At 58.6% G+C, this 12,652-nt stretch carries 7 protein-coding genes and 1 pseudogene; all 8 read left to right on the forward strand.

Features of this window, described 5'->3' with window-relative positions:
- Nucleotides 1-125: 125 nt before the first annotated feature.
- The 8 genes and pseudogenes from IB266_RS09680 to IB266_RS09710 all read left to right on the forward strand — a co-directional run bounded on the left by IB266_RS09680 (nt 126) and on the right by IB266_RS09710 (nt 12,617).
- On the forward strand, nt 126-1,250 hold the full coding sequence (locus tag IB266_RS09680; RefSeq protein ID WP_192261047.1) for a sugar diacid recognition domain-containing protein: 1,125 nt from the start codon (nt 126-128) through the stop codon (nt 1,248-1,250).
- A 283-nt stretch (nt 1,251-1,533) separates the two neighbouring features.
- Nucleotides 1,534-2,670: a glycerate kinase gene (locus IB266_RS09685; protein WP_192261048.1), complete on the forward strand. Its 1,137-nt coding sequence runs from the start codon at nt 1,534-1,536 to the stop codon at nt 2,668-2,670.
- 190 nt (nt 2,671-2,860) lie between these two features.
- Nucleotides 2,861-3,631 (forward strand): annotated as a pseudogene (locus IB266_RS31135) (MCP four helix bundle domain-containing protein); the annotation flags it as partial.
- Entirely contained in the window at nt 3,623-4,486 is an 864-nt protein-coding gene (locus tag IB266_RS31140; RefSeq protein ID WP_412548303.1) for a methyl-accepting chemotaxis protein, read from the forward strand. The pseudogene IB266_RS31135 and the gene IB266_RS31140, both read left to right, overlap by 9 nt.
- 41 nt (nt 4,487-4,527) lie before the next feature.
- Nucleotides 4,528-5,709, forward strand: a complete 1,182-nt coding sequence (locus IB266_RS09695) for a pyridoxal phosphate-dependent aminotransferase (RefSeq protein ID WP_192261050.1) — start codon at nt 4,528-4,530, stop codon at nt 5,707-5,709.
- Nucleotides 5,710-6,002: 293 nt separating this feature from the next.
- Nucleotides 6,003-7,964: a hypothetical protein gene (locus IB266_RS09700; protein WP_192261051.1), complete on the forward strand. Its 1,962-nt coding sequence runs from the start codon at nt 6,003-6,005 to the stop codon at nt 7,962-7,964.
- A 104-nt stretch (nt 7,965-8,068) separates the two neighbouring features.
- Nucleotides 8,069-10,024 carry a hypothetical protein gene (locus IB266_RS09705; protein WP_192261052.1) on the forward strand — a complete coding sequence of 652 codons (1,956 nt, stop codon included), beginning with the start codon at nt 8,069-8,071 and terminating at the stop codon, nt 10,022-10,024.
- 244 nt (nt 10,025-10,268) lie between these two features.
- Entirely contained in the window at nt 10,269-12,617 is a 2,349-nt protein-coding gene (locus IB266_RS09710; RefSeq protein ID WP_192261053.1) for an autotransporter outer membrane beta-barrel domain-containing protein, read from the forward strand.
- Nucleotides 12,618-12,652 lie beyond the last annotated feature (35 nt).

Here is a 12,652-nt window from a genome sequence, read left to right on the forward strand (position 1 = left end):
AGTCTCGGCCAGCCCAAGGTCCCGTGTCTTTGTGCTTGAGCACAGGGTTTGAATGCAGGCTCTGTGCGCCTGACCAAACCCATGCCTGAAACAACAATTCATGCCCTCTGCAAGGAACACTGCCCATGTTCGAACTCGATCACGACCTGGCACAGGACATCGTCGACCGGGCGATGGCGATCCTGCCGTACAACGTCAATGTCATGGACAATCAGGGCCTGATCCTCGGCAGTGGCGAGCGCGAGCGGGTCAATACGCGCCATGAGGGCGCGCAACTGGTCCTGGCCAATGGCCGGGTGGTGGAAATCGACGAGCACACCGCGATGCACCTCAAGGGCGTGCAGCCGGGGATCAACTTGCCGCTGATGCTCGATCAACGGCTGATCGGCGTCCTGGGCATCACCGGCGAGCCTGCGCAACTGCGTACCTATGCCGAACTGGTGCGCATGACCGCTGAAATGCTGGTGGGCCAGCGCAACCAACAGGCCGAGCAGCAATGGCGCCGCCAGCGTTGCGATGACTTGTTGGCGTTGCTGCTGGGGGACGCCGGGGATTCGCCACGCTTGCTGGACGAAGCCCGGCAAATGGGGCTCAAGCCACAATTGTCGCGGGTGCCGTACCTGTTCGAGCTGGGCCTGGAGCATGGACCGGGCCAGACCGTCGAGACATTGAGCGCCCGGCTGATGTCGCGCTACCCGGACAGTTGGTGCCTGACGTCGTCCAAGTCTTCCTTGCTCTGGTGCCGGCCGGTGACCGCCTCGGTGGAGAACGAACGGCTGCTGGCAAAGCTCGACGGGTTGGGCTGGAGCATTCTGCGCGTGGCGGTGGGCGGCCAGGCCGAAGGGCTCGCGGGCCTGCGTCGTTGTTACCGGCGAGTCGGGGATCTGCTGGCCTACGGGCGCGATGTGTTGCCGCAGTCGCGAATGCTGACCCTCAACCGTTATCGCTTGCCGGTGATGCTCTGGCGTCATCGCAGCGACGACGCCCTGGATGAATTGCTGACCCCGCTGCGCAAGGTCATCGCCAAGGACAGCAACGGCCAATTGCTCGCCACCTTGCGCAGTTGGTGCGAGCACGACGGCCAGAGCCAAGCCTGCGCCGAAGCCCTGGGCATCCACCGCAACAGCCTGCGCTACCGCATGGAACGCATCGCCGAACTCAGCGGCGTGGATCCGTTGCGCCTGGACGGGATGCTGGCATTGTACCTGGGGGTGCAACTGTTGCCGCAGGCCGCCGAGATCACTCCATAACCTGTGGGAGCGAGATTGCTCGCGATGACGGTGGCACATCCAATACCTATGCAAGCTGACACACCGCTATCGCGAGCAAGCTCGCTCCCACAGTTTGATCTGCGGCCCTACTTCTGTGGGAGCGAGCTTGCTCGCGATGAGGCCGGCAGCTTCAACCTGAATCTTCCTGGAAAACCGGTATTTGTGAAATTGAACAATAATGCCCGGTGTCTTTTGTGCGGTGGACCGGCGTCACGGCTGCGGTCAACTGGCAGCATGCTGTGCATCGGAACCGGAGAATAATATGAAAATAATCATCGCCCCCGACTCGTTCAAGGACAGCCTCAGTGCCCAGGGCGTCGCCGATGCCATCGCCCAGGGGCTGGTCCAGGTCTGGCCGGATGCGCAGTTGGTCAAGTGCCCGATGGCCGACGGCGGGGAGGGGACGGTGGAGTCGGTGCTGGCAGCCTGCAACGGTCAGTGGCGCCACACCCGGGTTCGTGGTCCCTTGGGCACTCCCGTCGAGGCACGCTGGGGCTGGTTGGCCGAGAGCCGCACCGCGATCATCGAGATGGCCGAGGCCAGTGGCTTGCAATTGGTAGCGCCGGGGCAGCGCGATGCCTGTGCCAGCAGCACCTACGGCACCGGCGAGCTGATTCGCGCGGCCCTCGATGAAGGCGTCGAACGGGTGATCCTGGCGATTGGCGGCAGTGCCACCAACGACGCCGGCGCCGGTGCGCTGCGGGCCTTGGGCGTGGCATTACTGGATGACCAGGGCCAACCCCTTCCTCCCGGCGGACTGGCTTTGGCGAACCTGGCGCGCCTCGACCTGAGCGAACTCGACCCCCGCCTGGCCCACGTCAGTTTCGAGATCGCCGCCGACGTCGATAACCCGCTGTGCGGACCCCATGGCGCATCCGCCGTCTTCGGTCCGCAGAAGGGCGCCTCGGCCTCTCAAGTGCAGGCACTGGACCGGGCCCTGGGGCATTTCGCCGAACAGTGTGCCCAGGCATTGAACAAGGATGTGCGCGACGAGCCGGGCAGCGGTGCCGCCGGTGGCCTGGGTTTCGCGGCCAAGGCATTCCTGGGGGCGCAGTTCCGGACCGGCGTGGACGTCGTCGCCCAATTGACCGGGCTGGCCGATGCGATCGAGGGCGCTGACCTGGTGATCACCGGCGAAGGCCGTTTCGACGCCCAGACCCTGCGCGGCAAGACCCCCTTCGGCGTGGCCCGCATCGCCCGCCAGCATGGCGTGCCGGTGCTGGTCATCGCCGGTACGCTGGGGGAGGGCTACCAGGCGCTGTACGAACACGGTATCGACGCCGCCTTCGCCCTGGCCAGCGGGCCGATGACCCTGCAAGAAGCCTGCGTCGACGCCCCGCGCCTGCTGAGCGAGCGCGCCCAGGACATCGCCCGGCTGTGGCGGGTGGCGCGCCGATAAAGCGGTCGCGCATTACACCCACGGCGACGGAGCAAGTTCCTTCGCCACATAAGTCTCGTGAAATATTTTTTTACATCCCCCTGCAAGAAGCCTGGAGCCTGGCCGATAACGACCTCAGGCGTACCCACAATTATTCCAACCCGTACGCTGGCGGCATGGATGCTCGACCCCATCACAGCGAGGTCTTCCCATGTCTCTACGCAGCTTGAATATCGCTCCCCGGGCTTTTCTGGGCTTCACCGTCATCGCGTTGCTCGTCGTTGTCCTCGGCGTATTCGCCGCCAATCGCATGTCAGTCATCCGCCAGGCTTCGCTGGACATGGAGCAGACCCAAGTGCCCAGCGTCGGCTACCTGGCCAATGTCTTGGAAAGCGTGTTGCGCATGCGCATTCTTTCGTTCCGGATCCTGGTCAACCGCGACCCGGCCAGTCTGGCAGAGGCCGAGGGCCGCATCGGTGTGCTGGTGGAAAAACTGAACAAGGCCAATAGCAGCTACGCCGCGTTGCCGGCCTCGCCGCAAGAGGCTGAGCTGTACAAAGTCTTTTCGGCGACCCTCGACAAATATCTGCAAGCCCAGAAAGAAATGCTCGAGTTGTCGCGCCAGAACAAGGCTGACGAACTGCGTACCCACATCAATACGCGGATCAAGGAAGGCACCGATCTGATGGGCGAGCAGCTCAATAAGCTCATTGCCCTCAACATAGCCAGTGCCGGTGAGGCATCGGCCCTGGCCGGCGAGCATTACAACAGCGCCATCACCGGCATCATCGTCGTCTCGCTCATTGCCGCGCTGGCCACGGTCGTGTTGGCCTTGCTGCTGACCCGCAGCATCGTCGCGCCACTCAACCGGGCCTTGGAGGCCGCCCGGATCATTGCCAGTGGCAACCTGGTCCAGGTCATAGCGGTTGATGGCAAGGATGAACCCGGTCGCTTGCTCCAGGCCTTGGCCGCGATGCAGGGCAGCCTGCGCCAGACCATCGAGCAGATCGCCGGCTCCGCCAGCCAATTGGGAGCGGCGGCCGAAGAGCTGAGCGCGGTCACCCAGGAATCCTCCCGCGGCCTGCAACAGCAGCACAATGAAATCGAACAGGCCGCCACCGCCGTCAATGAGATGACCGCCGCCGTCGAGGAGGTCGCCCGCAACGCGGTGTCCACTTCCGAAGCTTCGAACCAGTCGACCCAGGCAGCCCAGGAGGGGCGCTCGCGGGTGGTGGAAACCGTCGATGCGATCCAGACCATGACCCACGACGTGCAAGCCACCGCTTCGATGATCGAAGGCCTGGCGGTCCAGGGCCGGGACATTGGCAAGGTGCTGGACGTGATCCGCGCCATCGCCGAACAGACCAACCTGCTGGCGCTGAACGCGGCCATCGAAGCCGCCCGTGCCGGGGAGGCGGGACGTGGTTTCGCGGTGGTGGCCGATGAAGTCCGGGCCCTGGCCCATCGTACTGCCCAATCGACCCAGGAAATCGAAAAAATGGTCGCCGGCATTCAGAACGGTACCGGCCAGGCCGTGCAATCGATGCAGCAGAGCAACCAGCGCACCCAAAGCACTCTGGAGATGGCCCGGGCCGCTGGCGTGGCCCTGGAGCAGATCACCCAGTCGATCCACCAGATCAACGAACGCAACCTGGTCATTGCCAGCGCCTCGGAAGAACAGGCCCAGGTCTCCCGCGAAGTGGACCGCAACCTGGTGAACATCCGCGACCTGGCTACGCAATCGGCCAGCGGTGCTAGACAGACCAGCGACGCCACCCATGAACTGTCGCGCCTGGCGGTGGGTTTGAATGCGATGGTGGCGCGGTTTGTGATTTGAGATAGGGTTGAGGCTGGACATCGCGCAACCAGGAGACGTACATGCGCTTTTCAGCCTTGACCCAACGCATCACCGGCGACGGTGCCGCTGCCTGGGATATTCACGACCGGGCGCTGGCCATGCGCGAACAGGGCATGGATGTGTTGCTGTTGTCGGTGGGCGACCCGGACTTTGACACGCCACGGGCCATCGTCGATGCGGCGGTGGGCAGCCTGCGGGCTGGCGACACTCATTATTCGGACATCCGCGGCCTGCACACCCTGCGTTCCAGCATTGCCCGGCGTCACCGCCTGCGCTGCGGCCAAGGCGTAGGCGCCGAACATGTGGTTGTGCTGCCGGGGGCGCAATGCGCGGTGTACGCGGTCGCGCAATGCCTGCTCAACGCAGGCGACGAAGTCATCGTCGCAGAGCCGATGTATGTCACCTACGAAGCGGTGTTCGGTGCCTGCGGGGCGAAAGTGGTGCCGGTGGCGGTCCGCCCGGAGAACGGTTTTCGGGTCGATCCGGCTGACGTTGCCCGCCTGATTACCCCGCGTACCCGGGCGATGCTGCTCAACAGCCCGAACAACCCGTCCGGCGCCAGCCTGCCGATGTCCACCTGGCAAGCCTTGGCGCGGTTGTGCATCGAACATGACCTGTGGCTGATCAGTGACGAGGTCTACAGCGACCTGATCTACGAAGGCGAACACATCAGCCCGGCCAGCCTGCCGGGCATGGCCGAGCGCACCGCGACGATCAACAGCCTGTCCAAATCCCACGCCATGACCGGCTGGCGCATCGGTTGGGTCATCGGGCCGCAGGCGTTGGCCGGGCACTTGGCGAACCTGTCGCTGTGCATGCTGTTTGGCTTGCCGGATTTCGTGCAACGCGCCGCCCAAGTCGCGCTGGAGCAGGCTCTGCCTGAGGTGGCGCAGATGCACGAGGAATATCGCCAGCGCCGCGACCTGGTCTGCGCCATGCTCGATGACTGCCCGGGCCTCAAGCCGGTGCGACCTGACGGCGGCATGTTCGTGATGGTCGATGTGCGCCAGACGGGCCTCGGTGCCCAGGCATTTGCCGAGCGGCTGCTGGACGGGTATGGGGTGTCGGTGCTGGCCGGCGAGGCGTTCGGACCGAGTGCGGCGGGGCATATTCGGATCGGGTTGGTGGTCGATCAGGTGAAACTGGCGGAGGCGTGTAGGCGGATTGCCTCGTGTGCCGGTCAGTCTTTGCAAATGCGCTGAAGTTTCACAGCGCTCAACACACGCATTCTTAGCGTAATCAAAAAGAGTCCCTGGTCCAGAAAGGGCGATGTTCGCGTGCAAGGCGCTTTCATTTACAGAACTGAGATATTGCCGTTCGGTGCTTGTTCAAGGCGACGAACGGTATCCGCACCTGTCAACTCTGACAGTATTCAATCGATTGGATAGAGAGTCGAATAGATTTCACTTGGGTTCTGCTGTGTAGACCCGAGATGAATTACACATCCTTCAGTGCGGCGCAGACAGTCTCAATCATCGCGAGTTTGGAGTGGCAAGTGAGCGAATCGAAAGAGGGCAAGGACTCGGGTGAAAGAGAAAGGCCTCTCATAAGGAAAAGAAGCCCGATATTGGCTGTCCTGAAGAAGCTGTCGATTCCTTCGATTATTGAGGACAGTGACCCAGAAGGGTTGCTTCCCACAGGGTCGCAGAATCAATCGCTGCCTGTCTGGGTGCCTGAGCGATGGGAGAACTATGCGATTGAGGGTGAAGAAGACATTATCGAATTGTACTGGGAGCGTCCTAACAACAGGACTGGTGTGCCGGTGCACACAGAGAGAGTTCCCGGCCCCATTACAGAGGACATGTTTCCCTATCCACTTGAAGTACCAAAAAATAATCTCCAACCCGATGGTCGTTTCGAAATTTGGTATGAAATTGTCATTCCTGCCGGTTCGGGGGCGCCTTCTGAACATCGATTCGTGACGATTGATAGCCAGCCGCCCAGTTACGACAAGCAACTTGAAGCATTACTGTTTCCCAGTAATTTACCGGGGAACGTCATTACCGAAGAGTATCTTCAGAACAACAATGACAAGGTCGAATTTCGCCTTCCGTCGCCCATTTACACCGGCGCGGCGGATCGTGATGTGATCGAGCTGTTCTGGTCGCCAACGAACCCACCCACAGAAACTTTTGTCACGACAAAAACGGTTCTTCAGACAGAGATCGATGCCGGCGACATTCGTGTGGATTTAAAGGGCGATGACATTCGTGCGCCGAACCAGAACGGCACGTTCCATGCGTTTTACAAAGTTCGGGATCGCGCCGGAAACGAAACGCTGACCTATTCCAAGCCCGCCACCGGGACCGTTTCACTCATACCTTGGCCCAGCCGGCTCCCGCCGCCCACCGTGCCGCTGCACGACGATGATAACCTCGTGCACCGGGCCGATGCGCGGGCGCAGGTGGAGGCGATCGTTAATAATATTCCCCCTCCCTTGCAACCCGGTGACCAGATTGAACTGGTGTGGGGTGGGGTTTCACTGCCCCCGCGTGACGCTGTGCTTCCGTTGAACATACCGGTGCCATGGACTGCATTGATCGCCAATGGGCCAGGCCCCGCGGTCGTCAAGGTGGGGTACAACTTCATTCGCAGTAGTGGTGGTTCGCGTCGCTCGGAAGAGGCCGACATCAACATCGATTTCACGGTCGCGGGGCAAGACCATCCCAATGCACCGGCATTGCTCAACCCGCTTTTACCACTCATCGATATTGTCGGCGGTTCGGGCGTGCCCAATGTGCTGTTGCCCAGTGACCGGGCCTATCCGGTCATCCCGAAGCTGAAACTGTATGAGGCGCCGAATCCGGGGGAGGTGCTTGAACTCTACTGGGGGCAATACAGCGGCGCCGTCGCCACTTATACCGTGCAGACAGGGGATGTCGAAGGCGTGGAAGTTTCGTTCTCCGCTGTACCTTGGGACGTGATTGATACGGAACCCAATAACGCGAGGTTGCCGGTTTATTACACAACCAGTAACGGGGTGAATGAACAGCAATCGGAAAATACGTATGTGCGGGTTCAGGTCACCACTATCGATGATTTACCTGCCCCGGTTTTTGAAGATGCCGATGGCTTTGGTTATATCGGTTGCGAAGATAAACCGTGGGAGGGAATTAGGGTCCGCATCAAATTCGACAGCGGTCATTTTGCAACAGGCGACCAGATCCTGGTGTTCTGGCAAGGCTATCGAGCATTCAATTCCACCGACCCCATTGCAGAAACCTACGGCGAGTTTCCGCAAGAGATAAAACCTGAGCATATACGTGACGGTTTTGTCGATGTCTGGATCCTGCCCTTCGATCCTTACATAAAACCGGTGTCGCGAGGATCGTGGGGTGCCTATTACACACTGACCAAAACGGATGGACAGTTTGGCAGGTCTCCGGCACCCGAAAATTTGAAGATTGTTGAAACCGTTACGGAAGAACTGTGTGCTGCTTCAAGGCGTGATGATTGAAAGATCTACGAGCGTTTGATGTCGGCTCGTTGAAACGAAATGGGTAGTCAGTATTTTAGCTATTCATGGATATATCTAACTGATATTTGCCGGAGCTGAAAAAAATGAATGACCAGACAAAAAACACGTTGACCGCTGCGGAGGCTCGTCAAGCCTACAATACTTGGTATTTGAATGAGAGGGCTGAAGAACCGGCGGATCCCTTGGCGCCGATAATTATTCCGGTCTATTTCCCGTATGAGGAATACGAAAATTATGTACCTCGGGCGCTGCAGGAAACCGATCTTGAACTAGAAGTTGAGCGATGGCCTGAGCCAGCCGAAGCAGGCGAGACAGATATTCTCAGGATCTATGTCAGGCGCAAAGGCAGCAACGATTGGGGAGAGCCTACAGATAAGCATGAGATTGACGGGCCATTTGAACCTGATGACTTCCCCTATCCGACTACAGTAACTGCTTCCGCTTTTGCAGCGGAAGGGACTTACGAGTTGAAGTACAGTGTAGAGATCCCCTCTGGGGACACTACGGACTCTGAAATAGCGGAATTCGTTATCGATAAGACCCCGCCCAATGGCAATCAATCCGCCGGCCGTTTGGAATTCAGGGATCAGATCGCTAAAGATCGCGGGTTAACAAAGGCCTACCTGGATAGTGTTCGTCCGACAGGAGTACCTCTGATCGTACCTTCTTACTCAGATACACGTACCCATGACGCCATCGAGGTTTACGTTCTAGTAGAAGAGGATATTGTTCCGAAATTGGTATATGACGAAGAGATTCCTCTTGATCGGATAGTATGGATTCCGGTTTTAACTCTTACGAGTAAAGACGATGGTTTACTGGCTTTCAAGTTCAAGCTGAAAGATATCGTGGGTAATGTCGGTCCAGAGTCGACCCCTCTCGAAACTCATTTGCTACTTGATCCCGATCCTGTCGGTCCGTACCGTCGCCTGAGAGTTCCACTGGCCGAAGACGCTAAAACTTTGATTGATTTGGCTGACGTACGAACGGGTGTCCGGGCATTGGTGCCGCTCTACACGAACCCCGGAAAGAACGATCGTATTTACCTGACGTGGGGCACGCAGAGGGCCCAGAATCCCCACAGAGTCGGAGCTAATCCATCAGACCCGATCATCATTGATGTAAGCGATACTGACTTGATCATACCGGATTATGGTGCGGCTGATGGCGAAAAACCGACGACAGTGACCTACGAGATGATACGAGGCTTCGACGTGTATCCTGCTGAAAGTCCGTTGAACATCAACGTCGATTTATCCCAAGTTGTCGACCCTAGCATTCTGCCGAAGGTGCTTGTCCGAGGAGGTGGAACAAATCCTCAAGATAACAAGTTATTGGTGACTGACATTGGAGTAAATGCAAAGGCCACCTTCACGGTTCCTCAAGGCCTGACCGGTGTTGACTGGGCGAGACTGTACTGGGGCGACCGACCCAATTATGTGGATGAAGTAACGCCCGTGCCAGCTGAGGACGATGAGGTTGAATTCGATGTGCCTTGGACTGAGATTGCGCAGGTACCGGGTATTGTTATCGATGTGTGGTATGAGGTCGGCAAAGCCGGTGATAACAACCCTAGCCCTTCTGATCCTACGGAAGTGAATGTAGAGGAGGCCGTGCCTATCAGGCTGGAAGAGCCGGTGTTTCTTGATGCGAGACTGGTAGGGAGCCTTTGGTGGATCAATTGTTCGTCCTGGATCGGTCCAAATGCTGATTTGCGGTTGAAAATTCCACCGAATCCAATGCTGTCTGAAGGTCTGCGAATGGACATCACCGTACAGGGATATTCCGATTTTCCACCTGTCACGGAAGTGGGAACGCGCTGGGAAAAAACGATTCCTTCACTGAGCCAATCACAAGTGGACGACGGCTTTGAAGAGTCGGTTGGGCCCAGGGCCACTCATTTTGGCGATTTGCTAGGCCGCCGGGGAGCGTTGAAGGTCGACTATACGGTGATGGTCGGCACGTCGCCATTATCCGGCTCGCTTGAGATACGTGCCGCTTCGAAGGATGCGGCAGGTTTGTGTCCGGTAAACCCTTGACATTCCCTGAGTCTAAAAGATGAGGAAGCGGAAAGGAAAAAGCCGGCTTTTTTCTTTCCGTTTATTTATTCAAGCGATCGAGAAGTTCCTGTTGATGTACGTTTATGGGATTTTTCCTGTTTGTATTTGGGATTTTTCCTACATGCCGTAGGTGGTTATTTGAGTATCCTGCGGCCGCCTTGCACTTTGATTGCCGCTGAGTCTTGAAGAAGTGCACGTTCACTCTTACTTCAGGTCCATCACTATGTATTCCTCGAATTCCACACGATTGCTGTTGTCCGGTATAGCACCGGTGTCTTGTTCCTTTATCTTGTCGATGTTGGTAAGTACGTCGGTGCAGGCCGACCTGGTAGAAAATGGCGAAGTCAGGGACGTTGCCCCTGGCACCCCGAGTGATCGCTACAGCGTCATCCAAGATTCCACGCTCAATGTGAACGGCGCGAGCATATTGGATGTCATTTCAAATAACTCCACCATCAATGTCCGCCCAGGGAGTACGACCCAGCAGATATGGGCCAGTAACGGTTCGCGAGTGACGCTTGAGGGGGCCACGGTGACTGCCACGGGTACCGGAAGCATCGCTGGCGTGCGACTGGAAGCCAGTCAAGGAACGATCAGCAACAGCACCGTGACCAATGCCAACGGGATTGGCCTGCATTTGTTGCAAAGCCTCGGTGTGGGATCGTCGGCGACGGTCTCCGACAGCGTTATCAGAGGATCGGAAGGCGGAGCCTTTGCTTCGGCGTTGAGCACGCTGGATATCCGCAACTCGCATATCGAAGGTACTGGCGCCGATAGCTACGGCGTCAGGTTGTTCAGTGCCGATGCGACATTTACCAACAGCACGATTATCGGTGGCTTGAATGGACTCGATCTGCGGGGCAATCGGCCACTTCCCCGTGAAAGCAATGTATTGCTCGATGGCACGACCGTCGAAGGAAAAAACGGTGCAGCCATCCGTGTCGTGCCTGCCGGTGCCGCCTCCACGGCGATCAACATCAATCTGACCAATGGCTCGAATCTCATCGCGGGCAATGGCAATTTGCTTGAGGCTGTCGACGGTGTCACGGCGAACATGAATGTGAGCAATAGCGGCGCTGTCGTGCTCAAAGGCAATGTCGATGTCTCCGGAAACAGCACCGTCAATCTGGGGTTCGATCAGGGCCGCATGGAAGGGGATTTCATTGTCGAGTCCGGAAGTACCGGCACCCTGAGGCTCGCCAACGCCTCGTCCTTCAAGGGCAATCTGACCAACGTTTCCGGCGTAACCATCAACAGCGGTTCTGACTGGGAAATGGCGGGCGACAATACGGTTGGCGCCTTGGCCATGAGCGGGGGAAGGGTGGTCTTTGGCGGTGCTGATGAGTTCTATCGGTTGAATGTGGGCACCCTGACGGGCGAGGGAACCTTCAAGATGGATGTCGACTGGGCCACCAATCAACACGATGTGCTCAATGTCACCGGCGTTGCCAGCGGGAATCACGCGTTGCTGGTGAACGGTTCCGGCGTCGATCCCACGTCTGCACAGGCGCTGACCCTGGTGCAGACGGCGGCGGGCGACGCTACCTTTGGCTTGGCCGGCGATCAGGTGGATGTCGGGACCTACTCGTATAAATTGGTTTCCGCGGCGAATGGTTCAGGGGGGACCGATTGGTTCCTCGATCCTGAGACGGCGACGGTCAGCCCCGGTACCCGTACGGTCATGGCCCTGTTCAATACCGCTCCGACAGTCTGGCTGGGTGAGCTGACCAGCCTGCGCAGCCGCATGGGTGAGTTGCGTTTCAATGGAGGCAAAGCGGGGGCGTGGGGCCGTACCTATGGCAACAAGTACAATGTGGATGCGGCGTCCGGTACCGGTTACAAGCAGACTCAGCAAGGCTTCTCCCTGGGGGCCGACGCACCGCTGCCCGTGGGCGATGGACAATGGCTCGTCGGCGCGATGGCGGGCCACAGCAACTCTGACCTGGATTTGAGCCGCGGCAGTTCAGGCACTGTGAAAAGTTACTACGTGGGGGCTTATACGACGTGGTTGGACGCGGACACCGGCTACTACTTCGACGGTGTGCTCAAGCTGAACAGCTTTCATAATGAAGCGAAAGTCTCGATGAGTGACAGCAGCCGTGCCAAGGGCTCCTACAACACCACGGGCCTGGGCGGCTCGGTGGAGTTCGGACGGCATATCAAGCTGGACAACGACTATTTCATCGAACCCTATACCCAGTTCTCCGCGGTGGTGATCCAGGGCCAGGATTACGGTTTGGATAATGGTATGCAGGCCGAAGGCGACCGCACCCATTCTTTCCTCGGCAAGGTCGGCATGACCGGCGGGCGTAATTTTACGCTGGACGACGGCACGGTGCTGCAGCCCTATGTCCGGCTGGCGATGGCCCATGAGTTTGCCAAGAACAACGAAGTGCAAGTCAATAACAACGTATTCAATAACGATCTTTCGGGGTCGCGCGGTGAGCTCGGCGCGGGTGTAGCTGCGCAGCTCAGCGAGCGTCTGCAACTGCATGCCGATTTCGATTATGCCAATGGCAAGCATATCGAAATGCCGTTCGGCGCGAATGTGGGGCTGCGTTACAGCTGGTAAACCCTGGACCCGACTGGAAACCACCCAAAGAACCC

This window comes from Pseudomonas sp. Pdm06 (assembly GCF_014851795.1).
Taxonomy (GTDB): Bacteria; Pseudomonadota; Gammaproteobacteria; order Pseudomonadales; family Pseudomonadaceae; genus Aquipseudomonas; species Aquipseudomonas fluorescens_AA.

What these genes read in the sequence shown, in the direction of transcription:
- IB266_RS09710 (WP_192261053.1), top strand. Translation starts at nt 10,269, where the DNA reads ATGTATTCCTCGAATTCCACACGATTGCTGTTGTCCGGTATAGCACCG.
- IB266_RS09680 (WP_192261047.1), top strand. Translation starts at nt 126, where the DNA reads ATGTTCGAACTCGATCACGACCTGGCACAGGACATCGTCGACCGGGCG.
- IB266_RS31140 (WP_412548303.1), top strand. Translation starts at nt 3,623, where the DNA reads ATGCAGGGCAGCCTGCGCCAGACCATCGAGCAGATCGCCGGCTCCGCC.
- IB266_RS09695 (WP_192261050.1), top strand. Translation starts at nt 4,528, where the DNA reads ATGCGCTTTTCAGCCTTGACCCAACGCATCACCGGCGACGGTGCCGCT.
- IB266_RS09705 (WP_192261052.1), top strand. Translation starts at nt 8,069, where the DNA reads ATGAATGACCAGACAAAAAACACGTTGACCGCTGCGGAGGCTCGTCAA.
- IB266_RS09685 (WP_192261048.1), top strand. Translation starts at nt 1,534, where the DNA reads ATGAAAATAATCATCGCCCCCGACTCGTTCAAGGACAGCCTCAGTGCC.